This is a genomic window from Arcanobacterium sp. S3PF19, from assembly GCF_000758825.1.
Taxonomy (GTDB): Bacteria; Actinomycetota; Actinomycetes; order Actinomycetales; family Actinomycetaceae; genus Arcanobacterium_A.
This window is the reverse complement of record NZ_JRMX01000005.1, coordinates 112,303-134,848: the sequence shown is the minus strand read 5'-3', so window position 1 is coordinate 134,848 and position 22,546 is coordinate 112,303. Positions and strand designations below refer to the sequence as shown.

The following is a 22,546-nucleotide window of genomic DNA, read 5'->3' as shown; positions in this document are numbered from 1 at the left end:
GTGTATACACGGTCTGTTGTGGGGTCTGCAGCCTGCCATAACGCAAAAAGACACCTGCGTTCGCACGCGGGCGCCTTTTGCACCGGCGGGGCATTCAGGAAACGGGCGCGGAAGCAAAAAAGTTCAGCTGCCGCCAGGCCTCATAGACCACAATCGCGGCCGAATTGGACAGATTCAGGGATCTGCGGGCCGGAAGCATGGGAATGCGAAGTTTCTTTGCGATATACGGATCATTTAAAATTTCGGCAGGAAGACCGGTGGGTTCCGTGCCGAAAAGCAGTACGTCTCCGTCTCGGTAGGATTCGTCCGCATAGTTGTTTTCCGTATGCGAGGTGAGCGCAAATACCCTTGCGTCCGCGCCGAAATACTCTTTTGCCGCTTCCCAGTTGCGGTGAATTTTTACGGTTGCCAGATCGTGGTAGTCAAGGCCGGCGCGTTTCAGATGCGTGTCGGAAAAATCAAAGGCCAGCGGTTCGATTAAATGCAGGGTGGCTCCCGTGCAGGCGGCAAGACGGATTGCGTTGCCCGTATTTCCGGGAATCTTGGGTTCGTGAAAAACAAAATGCAGCAATTAAACGCACCTTTTCCAAATGTTGTTGCGATCCTTTTCAAGACTAGTGTATAGCCGGCGAAGAAGAAAATCCCGGGCGCGCCGCACGGATTTCCCGTGCGTATTTTTTCAAAACCTTTTCCGAAGAAAAGTTTTCTTCCCGGTTTTGGTAAACTGATTCTGCGTGAAAAGGGGAGCGATGGGAAAAATTAAACTGCTTTTGAAAACAGCGGCAGTCGCCGGCCCGACGGTGGCACGTGCGCTGCACAGATACGGTCCGCGGCTAAAGCGTCTTGCGCGGGAAAATTCCCTTTTTCAGTCGCCGGCCGGTGTTTCGTCCTGCGCGGAAAAAGAGCGGGCCTGCGGATCGGTAAACATGGATATCGCGCGGCGTCTGGAAATTCTTGCGCGTCAGGCCGCCGTATTGGACTGCGGTTCGCACGGCACCCGGGAAAAACAGCAGATACGCCTTTGGCGCGGGGAGCTGGCGCAGATCGAAAAATCCCTTCCGGTCCTGGAGGCGATGAGCCCGAAACTGAAAAAATCGGAGATGAAGAAGATTCAAAGCAGAATCGACCGTCTTTCGGGAGAAATTCTGTGCGCAACGCTTGACGGTTCCGCTGCGGGGCCGCTCTGCCCGGAAAAAGAAAACAGGCAGGGGGAAAACGGGGAAAATACCGCTTCGGATTTACCCTAATCCGGGCACTTTTTCAGATTCCGAGCACTTTTTTCAGATTCGGCGGGAAAAAATGCGGGCCTTTCAGGACTTTTCCGTCTTCGCGGTAGATGGGTTTTCCGTCTTCCCCGAGTTTTGAAAGGTTCGAGGCCTGGATTTCGGCCAGTACCGCACCCATCGGAATTCCCGTTTCCAAAGCCATCCCGTAAATTACGTATATCAAGTCTCCCAACGCGTCGGCGGTTTCCACGGTATCGCGTCTGCGGCTGTCCGCGGCTGCGGCCCGGGCGGTGGCCTCTTCAACTATTTCGCGTGCCCTGCTGCCGTAAACCGCGCCAAAAAGTTCGGCAAATTCCTCGGCAATCAGCCTCATGCGCATATGGACGCGTTGTCTGTCGACGTTGGGTGTATCCGTTTTAACCGGCAATCCGTATACTTCATGAAACCGGCGAACCAGATCTTCCGGACGGTTTGGATCCAATGCAGTCATTTCCGCTCCTTGATTCTCACGGAGAGTTATTCTTCACTCTGCATTCTATCTTTGTTTCGGGGATTGTGTTATTTGGTTTTGGGAGATGCTCTTTCTTTTTCAGGTGTTTTCCGCGTCGGGCACGCATTAGATAAGTCACACCGAAAAGGCGGGCGGCAATTTTGTAACAGGTGTTTGTCCGTGATAGATTATTTAACGTTATTAAACGCGCGGGTGGCGGAATAGGCAGACGCGCTAGCTTGAGGTGCTAGTCCACGCATTAGTGGGTGGGGGTTCAAGTCCCCCTCCGCGCACGGTTTTGACATTTTGTTTCCGATACTGTTCGGCTCTCCGGCGGCTCGTCCCGCCGGTATTTTTTATCCGGATTTTCCTTATTCCGCAGCGCCCCATGCCGGAAGGCGGGAGCGGCCGTTCGGGCAGGCGTTTCAGAATCCGGCGCGGCGGCTGTTCTGCTGGCAATAAAGAGCGGGGTAAGATACGATTCTGCTATGGACGACGAATCACTTAATGCATATCGGGAATTGGCAAATGCGCTGGAAAATTTCAACAGCGCCGTGCATGAATTCAAAGATCCCGATTCACCGGCCGTGCTGCGCGCCGCCGACCGCCTTGCGGATGCGTACACCGTCTACGATGATGCGATTTTTACCCGGTTTGGCATCGAGGCGCCGTTCGATACCTATGCGGAGGAAACCGAAGATTCCGATTCGGCATTTTCCGCGGAGAGTGCCGACTTCGCCGGGGATGAAGACGACGAAGAATTTGATTCGGAGTTCGACGACGAAGAATTCGATGACGGCGGTTTTGCCTACGACGACGAAGACGATCTGGACTACGGAGACTGACGTCTCTTAGGAGATATCGTTTAGGACTTTCAGCACCTGTTCGGGAAGATCCTCTGTTTCGGCGGCGAAAAGCCGGTTTGCCTGGTTCGCCGTGCGCGGGCCGCAGACGGCCGCAGCCACATTTTGGTCCGACAGCAGCCAGGACAGGGCGATATCGGAGGGTGTGCGTCCCAAACCGTCCGCCGCCTTGGCCACAGCCTCGGTTATCCGGCGCGGCCGTTCGGTGAGAAACGGGGAGACCGTATACGCCAGATGCGGCGTGGCGGCCCTGGATGTGGGCGGAATGGTATTGCGGTATTTTCCCGTCAGAGCCCCGCCGGCGAGAGGCGCATAGGCAATAACGGACGTATGCGTGAATTCCGCCAGCTGCAGCAGCTGCTCCGCCCGCTGCCTGTTTAGGAGTGAGAGCTGCGTGCCCAGGGCAATTATTTTCTCCCCGTCATCGGCAACGCGCTGCAGTGCCAGAGCGGCTTTCCATGCCGGGTAATTGGCTATTGCGAGATAACGCACCAGCCCGCGCCGGAGAAGATTTTCGGCCGTGGAAAGAGTTTCCCCCAACGGCGTGGACGGATCCGGAGCGCCCAGAACCAGCAGATCAAGGTAATGCGTGCCCAATACGGACAGAGTGTGTTCGGTGTTGGCAATAACCGTGTTTCTTCCTGCGTGCACCTCAGCCCGGAAGTCTGTGTGTTCCGTGCCTTCGGTGCAGGAAAAACCGGTGTGGGCGGCAATAACCAGATCGGAGCGCGAAACGCTTTTCCGAAGAATTTTTCCGAGCGTTTCGACAGCCAGTCCCTCCCCGTATGCGGGAGAAATATCGATCAGATTGCCTCCTGCTGCGAGCAGGGAAGAAGTGATTGCGGCAGCGTCGTCCAAATCCGTGTCGCGTCCCCAGGTAAGAGTGCCGACTGCGAGTCTGCCGACACGCAGTCCCGATTGTCCGATATTGGTATGTTTCACATAAACGAGCCTAACTCAACTTTTCGTATTTTTGGCGATACTCTGGGTGTGTGAGTATTTTTGCAGCCGTTATTTTGGGAATAGTACAGGGTTTAACCGAGTTTTTGCCGATTTCCTCTTCCGCGCATCTGCGCATTGCGGGCGAACTCTTTCCGCATCTGGGAGATCCGGGAGTGACGTTTACCGCCGTTACGCAAATCGGTACGGAAATTGCCGTCGTGCTTTATTTTTGGCGCGATATTACACGTATTATCCGTAAATGGCTGTGCTCGCTGCCGTTCGGAAAGTCAGGCGCCGCCCGGCGCAGTGCGCTGCGCGGCGATCCCGACGTGCGTTTGGGTTGGATCGTGATTTTCGGTACCGTTCCGATTGTTGTTCTCGGGCTGGCGCTGGAAGACGCCATCGATTCCGTGTTCCGCAATCTTTATCTGACGGCTTTGATGCTGTTTGTGTTCGGCGTTCTGCTGGGCGTGGCCGACAGAATCGGAAAGCGCCGCATACAGCTGCGGGAAATGACTCTGCGCGACGGGGTAATTCTGGGGTTTGCGCAGTCCCTGGCTCTGATTCCCGGCGTATCGCGTTCCGGGGGAACCATCACGGTGGGAATGCTTTTGGGATACACAAGGGCAGCTGCGGCCCGGGCTTCGTTTCTGCTGGCGATTCCGGCCGTGCTGGGCTCCGGGTTTTACCGGCTGTTCTCGGATTCCTCTGCCGGAGCTTCCGCCGGCGCGCTTCCCACACTGGTCGCAACGGTTGTGGCTTTTGCGGTGGGATACGCGGTGATCGTCTGGTTCCTGAAACTGATCGAAACGAAATCCTATCTGCCGTTTGTTGTTTACAGACTGGTTCTGGCTGCCGCGGTGGTGCTGATGCTTGCCGCAGGGCTGCTGCGGGCGGCGTAACCGGCGCGACCCGCCCACACGCACACAGCGCTTTAGCCGCACTTCGCACCAAGAAGATGCTTTGCCCCCGATTCGCTCATCTGCGGTGCGGTTCCTCCCAGAGCGGGGCACAGCCGTCTGAATTCACACCAGTGGCAAAGAGGGCTTTCCCGGGGCAGAAAAGAATCGGAAGCGATGTCATGCGTAATTTTTTCCCAGACTTTCTCCAATTCGTATTCCGTGCGCAGAACGTCTTCCATCGTGGGATCGTAGGTAAGGACTCTGCCGTTTTTCAGAAAAATAAGCTGCGTTCTTTTCGCAAGAATGCCGTCGCCGCGAAACACGGCCGTGACATAGAAATTCATCTGAAAAAGATATTGGGCGCCGAAACGCGGCGCGGGTGATTTTCCGGTTTTGTAGTCGACTATCCGCAAATCCCCGTTCGGAGCCCTGTCGATACGGTCGATAATTCCCCGGATCGCAAGCCCCGCGGGGATTGTGGCCCGTATGTGTTTTTCGCGTGCCGCAGGATTGAGAAACTGCGGACGCTCCAGATGAAAATACATATCCAGCAGCGGGAGTGCCGAATCCAGCCAGGCCTGTTTTTCTTCTTCGTCTGCGAACAGCTCCCCGGATTCCGGTTCGCGCAGAAGATGTTCCTCCCACGTGGGGCGCAGCGCCGCGCGGGCGCGTGCATTCGTGCGTTCCTGCGGCGGCAGATCAAAAAGATGCTCCAAAACGGCGTGTACTATCGTTCCGCGCAGTGCGGCAGCGGAGGGAGTGCGGTGCAGCCTGTCTATCACAAGAAAGCGGAATTTCAGCGGGCAGTTGCGGTAATCTGAAACCCGCGAGGGCGAGAGCGCGGCCCCGGAAGACGGCGCTTCGGCTGCGGGTAATGAAATATCCATACCCTTACCCTACACTTATAAGCGCAGGTGTTGCCTTTCGGAGCGGAGAATGTGGATGAATATGGACCGGAACAATCCAAAACCGTATGCCCAAAATTTTCGGCGCGGGCCGTTTCGCATCGGAGAGCGCGTTCAGCTGACCGACACGAAAGGCAAACATTATACGGTTACGCTCACGGAAAACGGGTTTTTTCAGTGCGGAAGGGGGAATTTCCGGCACAGGGAGCTGATCGGAAAAGAAGAGGGAACGGTGCTGGAAACCGGCGCCGGGCGGCGTCTGCTGGCTTTGCGTCCCCTGATCTCGGATTATGTTCTTTCGATGCCGCGCGGCGCAACCGTGGTTTACCCCAAAGATGCCGGGCAGATCATTCATCAGGCAGATATTTTTCCGGGAGCGAGAATAGTTGAAGCCGGCGTCGGCTCCGGTGCCCTGTCGATATCCCTTCTGAACGCGGCGGGTCCCGGGGGAAAACTGATTTCCGCTGAGAAACGCGCGGAATTTGCCGACATTGCCCGGGCAAATGTGCGCTCCTGGTTTCGCGGGGAGATGGCAAACTGGCAGATAGTCCTGGACGATGTGCAAAATGTGCTCGCGGCGCAGAAGGAAGCGGATATCGACCGGGTTATATTTGATCTGCTCGATCCGTGGGAAAATGTTTCCGCCGCGGCCCGGGCGCTTGTTTCCGGCGGTGTTATTCTGGCGTATGTGACGACTACGACGCAAATGTCCTGTTTTGTGGAGAAACTGCGCGAAACGCGGCTGTTCACGGAACCGGTTGCCAATGAGACGATGCTGCGTACATGGCATTTGGACGGACTGTCCGTGCGTCCGGACCATCGGATGGTTGCCCATACCGGATTTTTGGTTACCGCCCGCAGACTGGCTCGGGGCAGCGGACCGCTGCGGGAGAGAGTGTCCCCGCCGGCCGCAGCCGGCGAAGAACGCAAAATTTCGGAAAGGAAACTGCGAAAGGTGTGCCGGGACGTGGCACGAAGGAGCGCCGCGGAAGAGGCATACATGCACGGGACCGGCGGAGAGAAACCGGAGAGCGGAAAATGAGGCGCACAACGGCGTTTTGCGTGCTTTTGGCAAGTATCTGCACGGGTTTGGTGTTTGGAACCGTGCTGAATTTCGATTTTTCCCACACCACGCCGCTGCGGATTTCCGTTTCGGGTGCGCCGGGAGCTCCGCTGAGCGTGCAGGCCGCGGGCAGTGCTTTTCCCAACGCGGGCGAAGTGCGGATTTTAACGCGGGGCACAGGACGTCTTATTGCCGAACGGGGGCAGCTGCGCTACAGGGCACAGGCATTTATCTACCAAAAGGGATATAAGCCGATTGACAGAAACAGCGAGATCGTGTTTTCCGGCAGCGCACGCAAAAAAGAGCTGAAAGATCTGGCGCCCGCCGTTTTGGGAATGCGCGAAGGAAGCAGGGTTGCGCTGCTGAAACGTACCGACAGTGCGGTGCGGCTGGAAATCGTGATTGTAGATATTCTCCCCACCGTTTTGCGGGGACCGTGGATTCGCCCGCCGGCCGGCACGAATCTCCCCGAAATAACACCGGGGAAGGACGGTATCCCCGTATCCGTTTCCGGCCCGCAGCAGGGTCCGTATTCGGCCTTAACCGTATACCAGGCCGTTAAAGGCTCCGGCGTGCAGGTCAAACCGCATGATACGGTGACTGCGAACTATCTGCTTGTAAATTCCGCGGGGAAAGTGCTTGAGAATACGTGGAAAAAATCCGCGCCGGCAAAATTTAAAATTTCGCAGGCGTTGGAGGGGCTGCGCGAAGCAGTCACCGATCAGCGCTGCGGATCGCGGATCGCGGTCGGAATTCCGGCAGCCGAAGCGCAGGGAAAGAACGATTTAACCGTAGTGATTGATATTCTCGGAACCGAGTCGGAAACCGGGAGACAAACGGGAGACGGAAAGGAATAAGAATGCATTTTTCGATTCCCTCGCCGGGACAAAACGTATGGTATCTGGGACCGATTCCCATTCGGGCATATGCGCTTATGATTCTGCTGGGAATCGTGACGGCGTGTTGGCTGACCGACAGGCGTTACCGGGCAAAAGGGGGACCGCGGGATGTCACTTTTGATGTTGCCGTGTATGCGGTGGTTGCCGGAATTTTGGGGGCACGGCTTTATCATATTGTGACCACACCCGGTCCCTATTTCGGAAAAAACGGGGATGTGACGAAGATATTCCGAATCTGGGAAGGCGGTTTGGGTATCTGGGGTGGCGTCGTCTTTGGTGCGGCGGCGGTTTTCGTTGCCCTGCACAGGAAAAATCTCCGTTTTGCCCCTTTCGCGGACGCGATTGTGCCGGGGCTGATTCTGGCGCAGGCAATTGGCAGGTTCGGAAATTACTTCAATCAGGAGCTGTACGGAAAACCGACGGATCTGCCCTGGGGACTGGAAATCGATGCCGGGCATCTGATGCCGGGCTACTCTCCGGGCACGCTTTTTCATCCCACGTTTTTGTACGAATCGCTCTGGTGCATTGCGGGCGCGGCCGTTTTGCTGTGGGCGGAAAAGAAATTCCGCCTGAACGGCGGGCGTCTGGCGCTGCTGTATGCGGCGATTTACACTTTGGGCCGGACGTGGATTGAAAATCTGCGTATCGACGAAGCGCAGATCATTGCCGGTGCGCGGCTGAACGTGTGGGTTTCCCTGCTGGTTTTTCTCTTTTCCGTTGTTCTGTCCGCCGTCTACGCCCGTTATCTGCGCCAACGGCCGGAACTGTGTGAAATATATCTGCACGCACCGGAAAAAGACAAAAATCCTTCGTCTTCTTCCGCGGAATTTGCCGAAGAAGTGCCGTACGCGCCGGATTCGGCCGGCGCAAAAAATAAGACGGGTAAAATCGGTAAAACTCAGGTAGAATAGAATTATGCGAAGAGCAAAGATTGTATGTACCCTGGGCCCGGCTACCGGATCCAAGGAAAAAATTGTTGAGCTGATTAAAGCCGGCATGAACGTGGCGCGGATTAATGCCTCGCACGGAACACATGCCGAGCATGAGGAGCGTATCGACTGGGTTCGCGAAGCCGCCGACGAATTGGATGTTCCGGTGGCGGTTCTTGTGGATCTGCAGGGGCCGAAAATCCGTTTGGGCACGTTTGCCGACGGTCCGATAACGCTTGAACCGGGAGATATTTTTACGATCACCACCGAGGACGTTCCCGGAAGCAAAGAGCTGGTTTCCACCACGCACAAAGGGCTGCCGGGAGACTGCGCGCCGGGCGATATTATCCTGATTGACGACGGCAAAGTGCAGGTCCGTGTGGTGAAAGTCGAAGGACCGCGGGTAACGACGGAAACCGTGGTCGGCGGACCGGTTTCCGATCATAAAGGCGTCAATCTTCCCGGCGTGGCCGTTTCGGTGCCGGCTCTGTCCGAGAAAGACCGGATCGATTTGGAGTGGGGTCTGGATTACGGCTGCGATTTGGTGGCTCTGTCGTTTGTCCGTTCGCCTGCCGACGCAAAAGACGTGCATGAAATCATGGACAGGGTCGGGCGCACGGTGCCGGTAATCGCGAAGATTGAAAAGCCCCAGGCCGTGGAGGTACTTGAGGAACTGGCGCAGGTTTTCGACGGCTTTATGGTGGCACGCGGCGATCTGGGCGTGGAGCTTCCCCTGCAGCAGGTGCCCCTGGTGCAGAAAAGGGCAATCGGCATCGCCCGGCGGTATGCAAAACCCGTTATTGTGGCAACGCAGGTTTTGGAGTCGATGATCAGTTCCCCGACTCCCACGCGGGCGGAAACTTCGGACTGCGCAAACGCGATTTTGGACGGTGCCGACGCGGTAATGCTTTCGGGGGAGACTTCCGTGGGCAAATATCCGATCCGCTGCGTGGAGACGATGGCTTCGGTTATCGAATACACGGAGGAACAGGGACTGGAGACGATTCCGAAAACCGCGAATCTGCACCGCACGCGAAACGGTGTTCTCACCCGGGCCGCGATGGATATTGGGGAGTCGCTGGGAGTCAAGTTCCTTACCGTATTTACCAGCTCGGGGCAGACCGCACGGCGTATGGCGCGTCTGCGGGCCCGGATCCCGCTGGTGGTATTTACTCCTTTTGAGCATATACGCAAGCAGCTTGCCCTGACCTGGGGCGTGCAGAGCATTCTGGTTCCGCAGGTAACGAACACCGACGAAATGGTGGATCAGGTTGATCTGACGCTGCGCGAACGGGGGATGGCTGTGGAAGGCGACCGCGTGGTTATTATCTGCGGAATGCCGCCGGGGACGGCCGGTTCAACGAATACGATCCGAATCCATAAGGTAGGAGAGACGCTTTCGCACCGCTGAGGGTGTGAGGGAACACTGCCTTTGGATTTGAGCCGGTCAGGTACAGATTGTATATTTATACTTGGTCGGCATTGCTCCTGTGGTGGAATTGGTAGACACACTGCACTCAAAATGCAGCGCCCACAAAGCGTGCGGGTTCGAGTCCCGCCGGGAGCACTGGTGAAAAAACACTGTGCGTTTCAGGGGAGATGCAATGTCAGCAGAAAATGACGGAATCAAAGAAGTAGCGGGAACGAAAGTAGATCGGATCGCCGACGATTCGGACAGGAATCTTATCCGCGCAGTGGTGGTGGAAGACGAAACGCTGATCCGCCTCGATATCGTAGAGACGCTGCGCGAAGCCGGATACGATGTTGTCGGGGAAGCGACAAACGGCGACGAAGCGATTGAAGCCGCCGGCGAACTGCAGCCCGACCTGATCGTAATGGACGTGAAAATGCCGGGTACGGACGGGATCACCGCCGCGGAAAAGATTTTGGACAGGCAAAACTGTGCCATTGTTATGCTGACCGCATTTTCACAGAAAGATCTGGTGGACCGTGCCCGGGACGCCGGCGCGATGGCGTATGTGATCAAACCCTTCACGCCCGCCGATCTTTTGCCGGCAATCGAGATTGCCATTTCGCGCAACCAGGAAATAATTTCCCTGCAAAACGAAGTGGAATCACTGACCGAACAGTTTGAAACACGCAAACGCATCGACCGTGCCAAAGGTCTGCTGCAGGATAAGATGGGGCTTACCGAGCCGGAAGCTTTCCGCTGGATTCAAAAAACGTCCATGGACCGCAGACTCACGATGCGCGAAGTTGCCGATGCCGTAATCGAGCAGGTGGGCAGGGCATAAAGCCGGAGTTTCGCCGCAACACCTCTTCCTCACACCCGCCGTCTTTTTCCGGGGAAGCGTAAGGTAGAATGAAACCGTGAGTGAATACAGACTTTTACTGATCGACGGTCATTCGATGGCTTTCCGGGCTTTCTATGCGCTTCCTGCCGATTCTTTCCGCAACAACGCGGGGCAGTACACAAATGCGGTGCATGGATTTACAAACACGCTTCTGCATCTGATAAAGGAATATGATCCCACTCATGTTGCCGTTGCCTTCGATCTTCCGGGCGGGACTTTCCGCAGCCGAAAATACGATGCGTACAAGGCGGGCAGAAAAAAGACCCCGGAAGAGTTCAAAGGGCAGATTGAACTGATCAGGCAGCTGCTGGACGCCGTGGGGATCAGGTGGTTTACCGTCGAGGATTACGAGGCCGACGACATCGTGGCTTCTTTTGCCGTTCAGGGCGAAAAGCGGGGAATGCGGGTGTTTATTGCCTCCGGCGACAAAGACTCCTATCAGCTCATAACCGATCGGGTCTCGGTTGTCTATCCGATGCCCCGCTCCCGGATGCAGCTGCTTACGCCGGAGAAAATAGCGGAAAAAACGGGCGTACTGCCCGGCGAATACTCCGATATGGCGGCGCTTGTCGGAGAAGGTGCGGACAATCTTCCCGGTGTGCCGGGCGTCGGGCCGAAAACGGCGGCAAAATGGATTAAGAAATATCGGAATTTAAACGAAATAATTTCCCACGCCGAAGAAATTAAGGGGAAAGCCGGCGAGTCGCTGCGTGCCCATATTCCGCAGGTCATGCTGAATCGGGAGTTAAACCGGCTCGTTACGGATCTTCACCCGGTAGGGGATTTCGGCGAGCTGATTCCCCGCGGGGTGGACCGTCCGGTTTTCAACAGACTCTGCGATCTGCTGGAGTTTTCTTCCGTACGGGCAAAGGTGCTGCGCACGCTGCCGGTGCGTGACGGCGGCGAAGATCCTGCGCAGAGCCCGGCCGCGGATGCTCCGGCCATCCGCGAAATACGTCTGCTCACACACGAAGAAGCTGCTCCCGCAGACTTTTTGCGGCGTTCGGAAAAAATTTGGGGCCTGGCTGTCGGCGGGGTGTTTTCTCCGGGCAGGGGAGTAGCGGGAAAAGTTGCCGTTGCCGCGGAAAACGGCGATGTAATTCTGTTTTCCCCGCAGGAAACGGACGAAGCGGACCGCCGGGCAATCCGCTCCTGGCTCGCCGATCCGAATGCCCGAAAGGCCGTTCACGGAGGAAAGGCACTGCGGCATGCCCTGTTTGCCTGTGATCTGGAAATTACGGGGATCTGCACAGACACCGAAATTCAGGCCTATCTTTTGCATCCTGACAGCCGCAGTTACGAATTTAACGAACTGACGGAACGCTATCTGGGAACGGTGCCCGAAGAACACGATCCCGGCACGCTTGATATTTCTCCCTGCGGTACTTTGGGCGGTTCCGACGCTTCTTTGGTCTTCGCTGCAGTACGCGTTCTCGACCTTGCGGATGTATTTGACGCGCGTCTGGCGCAAAATGAGCACAGCGGACTGCTTTTGGAAATGGAACTGAATGCCGGTGAAGTTCTTGCGCGCATGGAAGACCGCGGCATTGCCGTTGACCGGCCGCGCCTGGAAAAACTGATTTCCGATTTTGACGACGGAGCCGCCGCTGCGCGGCAGGAGGCATATAACGCAATCGGCGACGACTCGGTTAATCTGATGAGCCCCAAACAGCTGCAGGAGGTACTGTTCACACAACTGGAACTTCCGCACACCAAAAAAACCGCCACGGGATACACAACCAATGCGCAGGCTCTGCGGCAGCTGTTGGAAAAAATTGCGTTCCGGGAGGACGACGCCGCAATTCGGGGGCAGAATTTTCTCTCCGCCCTGCTGCAGTACCGTGACGCGGTTAAACTGCTGCAGTCTGCAGAAGGGCTGCAAAAAGCAATCTGTGCGGACGGAAGAATCCATACCACATATCAGCAGACTGTGGCGGCCACGGGAAGACTTTCTTCCACCGATCCGAATCTGCAGAATATCCACGCGCGCACCGAAGAGGGGAAACAGATTCGCGAGATATTCGTGCCTGGCAGCGGGTATGATCTCCTGCTTACTGCCGATTATTCCCAAATCGAGATGCGCCTGATGGCACATCTGTCCGGCGACGCCGAACTGATCGCGGCTTTCAATCACGGAGACGATCTGCATAAATATGTTGCCGGAAAAGTATTTTCAATACCACCCGGGCAGGTTTCCCCGCAGCAGCGCACCAAAATCAAAGCGGTAAGCTATGGTCTGGCTTACGGTCTTTCCGCATACGGGCTGTCGGAGAGACTGCGTATCCCGGTGTTTGAGGCACGAAATCTGATGAAGGAATATTTTGCCCGTTTCGGCAACGTAAAACACTATCTTGATTCCCTTGTGGAAAAAGCACGTAAAAAAGGCTACACCGAAACGATGTTCGGACGCCGCAGGTATCTTCCGGATCTGCTTTCCGAAAACCGCCGGCTGCGCGAAGCCGCGGAAAGAATGGCGCTTAACGCCCCGATTCAGGGGTCGGCGGCAGACATAATGAAAATCGCCATGACGGATACGGAAGCGGAACTGCGGCGGCAAAACCTTACCTCAAGAATTCTGCTTCAGGTGCACGACGAACTGGTACTGGAAATAAAAGCACAGGAGCGGGAAACCGTCGAACGCATCGTGCGGGAAAAAATGGGTCATGCCGTAAATCTGGACGTGCCGCTCACCGTTGGCATGGGCGTGGGGGAAAACTGGCGTGCGGCGGCACACTGACAAAATACGCACCCCACGGGCGAATGTGCGCAAAAGCGCGGTTTTCATATGCTTTTAGGCTTGCATACACAGCACTTTTCCCAGTAAAGTTAGACATTGGTGTGTTCCGGGGAAATCTTCGGAAGATACCTTGTCCATGTAAGAACTAGTTTAATCCGTAACGGAGTTATCAACTCTATGACCGCTAACAAAGAAACCTCCAAATATCCGGAGGTCGCAATCAACGATATCGGCACCAAAGAAGATTTAATCGCTGCTGTCGATGAAACAATCAAGTACTTTAACGACGGAGACATCGTCGAAGGTACCGTAGTAAAAGTAGACCGCGATGAAGTCCTTCTCGATATCGGCTACAAAACCGAAGGCGTAATTCCCTCCAAGGAGCTTTCCATCAAGCATGATGTGGATCCCGAGGACGAGGTGAAGATCGGCGATAAGATCGCCGCGCTTGTTACGCAGAAAGAAGACAAAGAAGGCCGTCTCATGCTTTCCAAGAAGCGCGCACAGTATGAGCGTGCATGGGCTGAGATTGAGGCCGTCAAGGAAGCCGACGGCGTAGTCACCGGTACCGTTATCGAGGTTGTAAAGGGCGGTCTGATTCTCGACATCGGTCTGCGCGGATTCCTTCCCGCATCCCTGGTCGAAATGCGCCGCGTGCGCGACCTGCAGCCGTACATCGGACAGCAGATCGAAGCAAAAATTATCGAACTCGACAAGAACCGCAACAATGTGGTGCTCAGCCGGCGGGCGTTCCTGGAGCAGACGCAGTCCGAAGTCCGCTCGCACTTCCTGAATACCCTGCAGAAGGGTCAGGTGCGCGAAGGTGTGATCTCCTCGATCGTCAATTTCGGCGCGTTTGTCGATTTGGGCGGGGTAGACGGTCTCGTACACGTCTCGGAGCTGTCCTGGAAGCACATCGACCATCCTTCCGAAGTCGTTGAAGTGGGTATGCCCGTAACCGTTGAGGTGCTGGACGTGGACTTCGACCGGGAGCGCGTATCCCTGTCCCTGAAGGCCACCCAGGAAGATCCGTGGCAGACATTTGCCCGCACCCATGCCATCGGTCAGGTTGTTCCCGGCAAGGTAACGAAGATTGTGCCCTTTGGGGCGTTCGTGCGCGTCGAAGACGGAATCGAAGGCCTTGTGCACATCTCCGAGCTGGCACAGCGTCACATTGAAATGCCGGAGCAGGTGGCAAAGGTCAATGACGAGGTGTTTGTGAAGGTTATCGACATCGACCTTGAACGCCGGCGTATTTCGCTCTCGCTGAAGCAGGCGAACGAAGGCGTGGATCCGGATTCCGAAGATTTTGATCCTTCGCTTTACGGAATGCCTACCGAATACGACGAAGACGGAAACTACAAGTATCCGGAAGGCTTCGATCCGGAAACCAACGAATGGATGGAAGGATACGAAGAAAACCAGGCTGCCTGGGAGGCCGAATATGCCAAGGCGGAAGCCCGCTGGCAGGCCCACCGTGTGCAGGTTGCGCGGGAACGCGAAGCTGATGCTGCCGCAGCGTCGGATGCTTCCTCCTCTTCGGACACGGCAGAGGAAGTACCGGCATCCTATTCTTCCGGGAATGATGCGGACGGCGCATTGGCTGACGACGAAGCGTTGGCCGCACTGCGCGAAAAGCTTCTCTGAAAATCATTCTGATTTTATCCGAAACCGGTGGGTACGGTGTGTATCCACCGGTTCGCATATCCGCAAACAGCCGTTTTCGCGCATTTTCCAAAATCCGTTTTTCATATTAAGAATGGCCACCATGCTGAAACTCGCTTTGACCGGACCGATTGCGGGCGGCAAATCCTGTGTCGCCCTGCGGCTGGAAAAGTTTGGCGCGCAGATAATAGATTACGATATTCTGGCGCGCGAAGCCGTTTCCCCCGGTTCCGCAGCCCTGGAACAGATCCGCGGCAGGTGGGGGAAGCAGATGATTACCCCCGACGGCACTCTGAACCGCGCGGCTTTGGCGGCGGAGGTCTTTCGCGTCCCGGAAAGTCTGCGGATTTTAAATTCCGTTTTGCATCCCGTGATTGCAAAAATGGCATGCGCCCGGGAAAAAGAGATTCTTCTGCACCGCCCGCATTGCGTTATTGTGCACAATATTCCGCTGTTTTTGGGCAGCGGTTTGGAATTTTGCGTACACGCCGCCCTTCACGTAAACGCCGACAGGGAAACGCGGATTGAAAGAATGATCCGCCGGCGGAAGATGACCCGCCGCGAAGCCGAAGAGCGGATCGCCGCGCAGGATGATCCCGCTGCCGTGGCGAAAATGTGCGATGTGCATATCAAAAATGATGCGGCCCCCGAAATCCTGACACACAGCGTAAAGTGGCTGTGGCACAGTTGGATTTCACCCTTTGCCGATTTCCTGGAGCGTTCCTCTGCCTGCGGCAGGGACACCGGGGAAAACCGGACGGGGGAAACCGGGCAGGGTGATGAATTCGCAGGCCGCCTGAAATATTTGAAAATCCCGCGGGAAATAACATTCTCCACCTGCGCCGACCTGATGAAAAAAAGACTGGCATACTGCCGGGACGTGCGCAGTTTCCTCGTCCTGTCCGAATGCGCGGAAAGGAAATACGAAAAATGAATCCGGCTGCAAAAATTCCCCCGGGCGGGAAACCGTTTCAGGTTATTTCCCGTTATTCTCCTGCCGGAGACCAGCCGAAAGCAATTAGGGAACTGACGGAACGGATCAACAGCGGGGAAAAAGATATTGTTCTGCTGGGCGCAACGGGCACCGGCAAATCCGCCACCGCAGCCTGGCTGATCGAACAGATACAGCGTCCCACACTGATTCTCGAACCGAATAAAACGCTGGCCGCACAGATGGCAGCCGAATTCAGAGAACTGCTTCCGAATAACGCAGTGGAATACTTCGTTTCATATTACGACTACTATCAGCCCGAAGCCTACGTTCCGCAGACCGATACCTTCATCGAAAAAGACTCCTCGATTAACGACGAGGTGGAACGCCTGCGTCATTCTGCCACAAATTCCCTTCTGACCAGACGCGATACGGTTGTGGTGGCTTCCGTGTCGTGTATCTACGGCTTGGGCACGCCGGAGGAATACGTGTCCCGGATGACGATGCTCCGCACAGGAGAGGAACTTTCCCGTGACGAACTGCTGAAGAAGTTTGTGCAGATGCAGTATTCACGCAATGATCTGGATTTTCGGCGGGGAACATTTCGCGTACGCGGGGATACCGTGGAAATCATTCCCGTATATGAGGAACTGGCGGTGCGGATCGAATTTTTCGGAGACGAAATCGATTCCCTTTCGCTGCTGAATCCCCTGACCGGGGAAGTAATGGAAGAAACGGATACCGCCCATATCTTTCCCGCCTCACATTATGTGGCCGGAGAGGAACGGATGAAAAAGGCGATCCGTTCCATCGAAACGGAGCTGAGCGGGCGTCTTGCCGAACTGCGGGCGCAAAATAAGCTTCTCGAGGCACAGCGGCTGGAAATGCGCACCGAATTTGACTTGGAGATGATGCGCAATATCGGTTCGTGCGCAGGTATCGAAAATTATTCCAGACACATAGACGGCCGTCCGGCAGGCAGCGCGCCAAACACGCTGCTGGATTATTTCCCAGATGACTTTGTTTTGATTATTGACGAATCCCATGTGACCGTACCGCAGATCGGAGCGATGTACGAAGGGGATATGTCGCGTAAACGCACTCTGGTTGAATACGGGTTCAGACTTCCCTCGGCAATGGATAACCGTCCGCTGAAATGGGAAGAATTTCTGGAACGTATCGGACAGACCGTATACCTCTCCGCAACACCCGGCGATTATGAACTGGGCCGGGCGGACGGATACGTGGAACAGATCATCCGTCCCACGGGACTGACGGATCCGAAGATCACGGTAAAGCCGACCGCGGGACAGATAGACGATCTTTTGGAGGAAATACGTCTGCGCAGCGAACGCGACGAACGGGTTCTGGTAACCACGCTGACCAAGAAAATGGCCGAAGACCTCACAAATTATTTGGCGGAACGCGGTGTGCGCGTGGAATATCTGCATTCCGACATCGACACTCTGCGCCGGGTGGAGCTGCTGCGCGAGCTGAGACTGGGAAAATTCGATGTGCTCGTGGGGATCAATCTGCTGCGCGAGGGACTGGATCTGCCCGAAGTTTCGCTGGTGGCAATTTTGGATGCGGACAAACAGGGATTCCTGCGTTCGACAAAATCGCTGATCCAAACCATCGGACGTGCCGCACGCAACGTTTCCGGGGAAGTGCATATGTATGCCGATACGGTTACGCCCAATATGCGGGCGGCAATTGAGGAAACGAACCGCCGGCGCGAAATTCAGATTGAGTTTAACCGCAGACACGGAATAGATCCGCAGCCGCTGCGAAAGAAAATCGCCGACGTAACGGATATGCTTGTCCGCGAGGAAGCCGATACGCAAAAGCTGCGAAACAGCGAAAAAGCAAATCCGCGCGCGGGTGCCAAATGCGAAAGCAGGGAACTTGATACGCTGCTTACGGAACTGACGGAACAAATGCGTGAAGCGGCAAAGAATCTGCGCTTCGAGCAGGCCGCGCGTCTGCGTGATGAAATAAGGGATCTGAAACAGGAAATCCGCGCCGTACTTGATTAACGGCCGCCCGCACGCCCAAAACCCGGCGTCGGCACACGGCACGGGAAAATCACCGCATACGCTTTATGTATTGTATGTCATGTTTCATCCCCGTCTTCTCCGGGGCTGTTTGCAGTAGAATTACCGCAGAGGGGAGTATTCCCACAGAACAGCGGTTCGTCAGTACGTTGCCCTGCATCCGGGCCGCGGCCCCGCCGGAAAGACGCGGGGCGGGAAGAGACCTCTGATTCGGACCGTACTGAAAAGGATGCGTATATGACAGATAATCTTTTGTGCAGTTTTCTCTTCGCCGCCCCGGCTTCCGCACAGCAGACACAGATGCATGTATACCCGTGGGAGTGGGCTGTTTTGGGACTGGCCGTTTTGGCGCTGATTGCCTTTGACCTGCTTGGACACGTGCGCAAAGCACATGAACCGACGATCGGGGAAGCGGCGCGGTGGACGGCTGTCTATGTTTCCCTGGCGGCGGTGTTCGGCATAATTCTGTATTTTCGGCACAGCGGCGAGTTTGCCGCCGAATTTTTCGCCGGGTACATAACGGAATATTCACTGTCGCTGGACAACATCTTCGTCTTCATCATTATTATTGCCGCATTTCGCGTACCGCGCGTATACCAGCAGAAAGTGCTGATGTACGGAATCGTGATTGCCCTGGTGCTGCGTTTTATTTTTATTATGATCGGCGCGAAACTCATAGAACATTTCGTGTGGGTTTTCTTTATCTTCGGGCTGTGGATGCTTTATACCGCGGTTACGCAGACGATAGACGGTCTGCGCGAATCGCGTGAGCGCGCATCGGGCAAAGAATCGGCGGAAGAAGAGTATGAACCTACGTTCGTAACGCGTCTGGTTTCCCGTGTTGCCCCTGTTACCCCGGGTTTTGTCGGAGACCGGCTGATTTTGCGCCATGAGGGGAAAACACGGATCACACCGCTGCTGCTGTGCATTGTTTCAATCGGTTCCATTGATCTGATGTTTGCCCTGGATTCCATTCCGGCTATCTTCGGCCTGACAAAGCAGCCTTTTATTGTGTTCGCTTCCAATGCGTTTGCCCTGCTCGGTCTGCGTCAGCTTTTCTTCCTTGTGGACGGGCTGCTTGAACGGCTGATTTATCTGCACTACGGTCTGGCCGCAATTTTGGGATTTATTGCCTGGAAACTGCTGCTTCATGCCTCACACGGCTACGGCGTGCTGGATTTTGTGCCGGAACCCTCGATTTTGGCATCCGTTTCCGTGATTTTGGGAATAATCCTTCTTACGGTTGCCGCCTCGGTTTACGGGTCACGAAAATATCTTCCCAAAGCGGGGGACGAAACCGGTTTTCGGACACCTGCCGAAGACGGGGAAACCGCGGAGGAAAAATAACGGAAACGGGCCGGAAACTATTCCCCGAAGGGGCCGATAACCGGTTCCCACATCCGGGCACTGCGTTTGGTGACCAGGCCCGCCGTCCGCATCGGATCTCCGTCCAAAAGCACCAGAGCTTCCTCTTCCGAGCGGGCGCGGACCACAATCAGCGCGCCGCCCGGAGACAAAGGCCCCGAAGCAAGAAGTTTTCCCTCTTCGCGCAGACTGCGGAGAAAATCACGGTGTTTGGGGCGTACGGCGGCCAGATCGTCTGCCCGCGCAGAGTCGTAAGTGTAAAATACTGCTGCGATGTTCATGCTCATATCATCAGTTTAGGGGATAAAATCCCGGTCCGCCGGTGTGACCGGTTCCGCCGTCGAACGTTTGTTTGGGAAGGGAATTGCGGCTAAACTGAAAGAATGGAAGACGTAATACATGTGCAGGGCGCAAGGGAACACAATCTGAAAAACATCACGGTTGACATTCCGCGAAACAAGATGGTTGTCTTCACCGGACTCTCCGGTTCGGGAAAATCCTCTCTGGCTTTCGACACTGTTTTCGCCGAAGGGCAGCGCCGTTATGTGGAATCGCTCAGTTCCTACGCGCGGCAGTTTCTCGGACAGATGGACAAACCGGATGTGGATTTTATTGAGGGACTTTCCCCGGCCGTCTCCATAGATCAGAAATCCACCAACCGCAATCCGCGTTCCACAGTGGGAACGATTACGGAAATATACGACTATCTGCGTCTTTTGTATGCCCGCGCCGGGACGCAGTACTGCCCGGTATGCGGGGAAAAAATTTCGGCACAGAGCGCCGAACAGATTGTCGATACGCTTTTGGCGTATCCCGGGGGAACGCGATGTGAAATTTTGGCTCCGGTGGTCCGCGGAAGAAAAGGCGAACATTTAGAAGTGTTTAAAGAACTGCAGGCGGAAGGTTTTTCCCGGGTTCGCGTGGACGGGGAGTCAATGCGCCTGGGCGAAACGAAACCGCTTGCCAAAACGAAAAAGCACACAATTTTCGCCGGTGTGGACAGAATAGTAATCAAACCCGAAATCCGCACCCGGCTAACGGACTCCGTGGAAACGGCACTGCGTCTGGCACACGGAACCGTAACCGTCTACTTCAACGACGAACAGGAAGAAGAGCGCAAAACACGCAATTTTTCCGAACAGCGTTCCTGCCCGAACCGTCACCCGCTGGAACTGGAGGAAATAGAACCGCGCACTTTTTCCTTCAACGCGCCCTACGGAGCGTGCGCCGAATGCGGGGGAATCGGGTTTAAACTGCATGTCGATCCGGAACTGCTGATTTCGGATCCGGAAAAAAGCATTGCGGAAGGTGCCGTTATTCCCTGGGCACACGCCGCGTCAAAAAAAGCGGCGGAATTTTTCATGCAGAAAGTTTCCGCACTTGCCGCGGAACTCGGATTTTCGCTCCGCGATCCCTGGCGCACACTGACCCCGGCCCAGCAAAATGCGGTGCTTCTGGGGCACGGCTATCGGGTAAAAATGCGCTACAAAAACCGCTGGGGCAGAGAAAAAACCTACTATTCCGGGTTTGAGGGCGCAGCACAGTATGTAATGCGCAAATACGGGGAAACGGATTCCGATACGCAAAAAGAACGTTACCGGGGATATATGAGAAATGTGCCCTGCGTGAAATGCGGCGGCGCGCGTCTGAAACCGGAAGTTCTGGCCGTGCGCGTGGGAGAACTGAATATCTCGCAGCTGACCGACCTGTCTGTGGAAAGTGCGCTTTCGTATCTGGAAAATATTTCCCTGCAGGGACGGGCAGCCAAAATTTCGGCGCAGATACTGACCGAAATCCTGGCACGGCTGAAGTTTCTTGTTTCGGTCGGTTTGGGATATCTCACGCTTTCGCGGGCCGCCGGCACACTTTCCGGGGGCGAGGCGCAGCGAATCCGTCTGGCCACGCAAATCGGCTCCGGTCTGGTAGGCGTGCTCTACGTGCTGGACGAACCGTCTATCGGTCTGCACCAAAGAGACAACGAAAAACTTCTTGCCGCGCTGCGCCGGCTGCGGGATCTGGGAAATACCCTGATTGTGGTCGAACACGACGAAGACACAATCCGCACCGCGGACTGGGTGCTGGATATCGGACCGTATGCGGGCGAACACGGAGGAGAGGTCGTCTACAGCGGACCTCCGGCACAAATCGGCACCGCAGAGCATTGTCTGACGGGAGATTATCTGACGGGCAGACGCACGATTGCCGTCCCTTCCAAGCGCAGAAAAACAGACAAAAAAGCACAGATCAAAATCATAGGCGCGAAAGAAAATAATCTGCGCGGCATAAACGTCAGCTTCCCCCTGGGAGTATTCACGGCGGTAACGGGTGTATCCGGTTCGGGTAAGTCCACGCTCGTAAATTCGATTCTTTACGAATCGCTGGCAAATAAATTAAACGGTTCGCGCCACGTTCCCGGACGCCACAAAGACATACTGGGCGCGGAAAATCTGGATAAAATCGTCCATGTGGACCAGTCCCCGATCGGACGCACGCCCCGATCGAATCCCGCAACCTATACGGGAATGTGGGATCCTATCCGCCGTCTTTTTGCGCAGACACAGGAAGCGCAGGTGCGCGGATACGGACCGGGAAGATTCTCCTTCAACGTCAAGGGAGGCAGATGCGAATCATGCGGCGGGGACGGAACGCTGAAAATCGAAATGAATTTTCTGCCAGACGTCTATGTTCCCTGCGAAGTGTGCCACGGCGCCCGCTACAACCGCGAAACACTGGAAGTAACATACAAAGGGAAAAACGTTGCCCAGGTGCTTAATATGACCATTTCGGAAGCGAAAGAATTTTTCTCCTCCGTGCCCGGCATTACGAAATATCTGAAAGTGCTTGAATCCGTCGGCCTGGGATATATCCGCCTCGGACAGCCTGCTCCGACTCTTTCCGGGGGTGAGGCACAGCGCGTAAAATTGGCTTCCGAACTGCATAGACGCTCCAACGGAAAGACGGTTTACGTGCTTGACGAGCCTACAACGGGACTGCATTTTGAAGATGTGCGCAAACTTCTGGCAGTACTCGGGGAGCTGACCGACAAAGGAAATACCGTGATCGTTATCGAACACAATCTGGATGTGATAAAGTCCGCCGACTGGATCATAGACATGGGCCCCGAGGGCGGCGTGGGCGGCGGCCTGGTCATTGCCGAAGGCAGACCCGAAACGGTGGCAAAAAATCCAAATTCATACACGGCGCGTTTTCTTGCCCCGCTACTCGGGATGAAAACACCGGCAGACGCAGGGTGAAACGCG

General features: G+C 55.6%; 18 protein-coding genes, 2 tRNA genes and 1 pseudogene. 16 read left to right on the top strand and 5 right to left on the bottom strand.

From position 1 onward, the window contains the following. Positions 1 to 94: 94 nt before the first annotated feature. Positions 95 to 571 carry a tRNA (cytidine(34)-2'-O)-methyltransferase gene (locus tag HMPREF1631_RS01100; protein WP_034231303.1) on the bottom strand — a complete coding sequence of 159 codons (477 nt, stop codon included), beginning with the start codon at positions 569 to 571 and terminating at the stop codon, positions 95 to 97. Between the two features lie 178 nt (positions 572 to 749). Between HMPREF1631_RS01100 and HMPREF1631_RS01095 the strand changes: the two genes are divergently transcribed. Continuing rightward, positions 750 to 1,247 (top strand): hypothetical protein, encoded by a 498-nt coding sequence (locus tag HMPREF1631_RS01095; protein WP_034231300.1) that lies wholly within the window; start codon positions 750 to 752, stop codon positions 1,245 to 1,247. Between the two features lie 13 nt (positions 1,248 to 1,260). Here HMPREF1631_RS01095 and HMPREF1631_RS01090 read toward each other — a convergent pair. Continuing rightward, positions 1,261 to 1,692: pseudogene (locus HMPREF1631_RS01090) on the bottom strand (phosphoribosyl-ATP diphosphatase); the annotation flags it as partial. A 231-nt stretch (positions 1,693 to 1,923) separates the two neighbouring features. Here HMPREF1631_RS01090 and HMPREF1631_RS01085 point away from each other — a divergent pair. Next, a tRNA-Leu gene (locus tag HMPREF1631_RS01085) sits at positions 1,924 to 2,009 on the top strand. 195 nt (positions 2,010 to 2,204) lie between these two features. Next, entirely contained in the window at positions 2,205 to 2,561 is a 357-nt protein-coding gene (locus HMPREF1631_RS01080) for a hypothetical protein (RefSeq protein ID WP_052046905.1), read from the top strand. A gap of 6 nt (positions 2,562 to 2,567) precedes the next feature. Here HMPREF1631_RS01080 and HMPREF1631_RS01075 read toward each other — a convergent pair whose 3' ends face one another. Continuing rightward, the gene (locus tag HMPREF1631_RS01075) at positions 2,568 to 3,521 is read right to left on the bottom strand and encodes an aldo/keto reductase (RefSeq protein ID WP_034231294.1); all 954 of its coding nucleotides are present in this window, start codon (positions 3,519 to 3,521) and stop codon (positions 2,568 to 2,570) included. A gap of 50 nt (positions 3,522 to 3,571) precedes the next feature. Between HMPREF1631_RS01075 and HMPREF1631_RS01070 the strand changes: the two genes are divergently transcribed. Then, positions 3,572 to 4,423, top strand: a complete 852-nt coding sequence (locus HMPREF1631_RS01070) for an undecaprenyl-diphosphate phosphatase (protein ID WP_034231292.1) — start codon at positions 3,572 to 3,574, stop codon at positions 4,421 to 4,423. Between the two features lie 32 nt (positions 4,424 to 4,455). Here HMPREF1631_RS01070 and HMPREF1631_RS01065 read toward each other — a convergent pair whose 3' ends face one another. Beyond that, positions 4,456 to 5,310, bottom strand: coding sequence for a PD-(D/E)XK nuclease family protein (locus HMPREF1631_RS01065; RefSeq protein WP_052046904.1), 855 nt, complete (start codon positions 5,308 to 5,310; stop codon positions 4,456 to 4,458). A gap of 55 nt (positions 5,311 to 5,365) precedes the next feature. Between HMPREF1631_RS01065 and HMPREF1631_RS01060 the strand changes: the two genes are divergently transcribed. From HMPREF1631_RS01060 to HMPREF1631_RS01010, 11 genes are all read left to right on the top strand, one after another. After that, the gene (locus HMPREF1631_RS01060) at positions 5,366 to 6,370 is read left to right on the top strand and encodes a tRNA (adenine-N1)-methyltransferase (protein WP_052046903.1); all 1,005 of its coding nucleotides are present in this window, start codon (positions 5,366 to 5,368) and stop codon (positions 6,368 to 6,370) included. Beyond that, positions 6,367 to 7,248, top strand: a complete 882-nt coding sequence (locus HMPREF1631_RS01055) for an FKBP-type peptidyl-prolyl cis-trans isomerase (RefSeq protein WP_034231289.1) — start codon at positions 6,367 to 6,369, stop codon at positions 7,246 to 7,248. Before HMPREF1631_RS01060 ends, HMPREF1631_RS01055 begins: the two co-directional genes overlap by 4 nt. A 2-nt stretch (positions 7,249 to 7,250) precedes the next feature. Further along, positions 7,251 to 8,201, top strand: coding sequence for a prolipoprotein diacylglyceryl transferase (gene lgt / locus HMPREF1631_RS01050; protein ID WP_084707266.1), 951 nt, complete (start codon positions 7,251 to 7,253; stop codon positions 8,199 to 8,201). A 4-nt stretch (positions 8,202 to 8,205) separates the two neighbouring features. Next, a complete protein-coding gene (gene pyk, locus HMPREF1631_RS01045) occupies positions 8,206 to 9,630 on the top strand; it encodes a pyruvate kinase (protein ID WP_034231287.1) in 1,425 nt (474 codons plus the stop codon). Between the two features lie 73 nt (positions 9,631 to 9,703). After that, positions 9,704 to 9,786: transfer RNA gene (locus HMPREF1631_RS01040), tRNA-Leu, on the top strand. Positions 9,787 to 9,823: 37 nt separating this feature from the next. Continuing rightward, the gene (locus HMPREF1631_RS01035) at positions 9,824 to 10,474 is read left to right on the top strand and encodes an ANTAR domain-containing response regulator (protein WP_369794709.1); all 651 of its coding nucleotides are present in this window, start codon (positions 9,824 to 9,826) and stop codon (positions 10,472 to 10,474) included. A 76-nt stretch (positions 10,475 to 10,550) separates the two neighbouring features. Next, positions 10,551 to 13,271, top strand: coding sequence for a DNA polymerase I (gene polA, locus HMPREF1631_RS01030; RefSeq protein ID WP_034231284.1), 2,721 nt, complete (start codon positions 10,551 to 10,553; stop codon positions 13,269 to 13,271). A gap of 177 nt (positions 13,272 to 13,448) precedes the next feature. Further along, entirely contained in the window at positions 13,449 to 14,918 is a 1,470-nt protein-coding gene (gene rpsA / locus HMPREF1631_RS01025) for a 30S ribosomal protein S1 (protein ID WP_034231274.1), read from the top strand. A gap of 112 nt (positions 14,919 to 15,030) precedes the next feature. Further along, complete coding sequence (gene coaE / locus HMPREF1631_RS06695) at positions 15,031 to 15,870, top strand: dephospho-CoA kinase (RefSeq protein ID WP_198017348.1); 840 nt, start codon at positions 15,031 to 15,033, stop codon at positions 15,868 to 15,870. Next, entirely contained in the window at positions 15,867 to 17,903 is a 2,037-nt protein-coding gene (uvrB, locus tag HMPREF1631_RS01015; RefSeq protein ID WP_034231272.1) for an excinuclease ABC subunit UvrB, read from the top strand. The genes coaE and uvrB overlap by 4 nt, the downstream gene beginning before the upstream one ends. 255 nt (positions 17,904 to 18,158) lie before the next feature. Next, positions 18,159 to 19,268 carry a TerC/Alx family metal homeostasis membrane protein gene (locus tag HMPREF1631_RS01010; RefSeq protein ID WP_369794707.1) on the top strand — a complete coding sequence of 370 codons (1,110 nt, stop codon included), beginning with the start codon at positions 18,159 to 18,161 and terminating at the stop codon, positions 19,266 to 19,268. Positions 19,269 to 19,285: 17 nt separating this feature from the next. Here HMPREF1631_RS01010 and HMPREF1631_RS01005 read toward each other — a convergent pair whose 3' ends face one another. Further along, entirely contained in the window at positions 19,286 to 19,573 is a 288-nt protein-coding gene (locus tag HMPREF1631_RS01005) for a YciI family protein (RefSeq protein WP_232215384.1), read from the bottom strand. A 96-nt stretch (positions 19,574 to 19,669) separates the two neighbouring features. On the opposite strand from HMPREF1631_RS01005, the gene uvrA reads away from it, so the two are divergent. After that, positions 19,670 to 22,540: an excinuclease ABC subunit UvrA gene (gene uvrA / locus HMPREF1631_RS01000; protein WP_034231269.1), complete on the top strand. Its 2,871-nt coding sequence runs from the start codon at positions 19,670 to 19,672 to the stop codon at positions 22,538 to 22,540. Positions 22,541 to 22,546 lie beyond the last annotated feature (6 nt).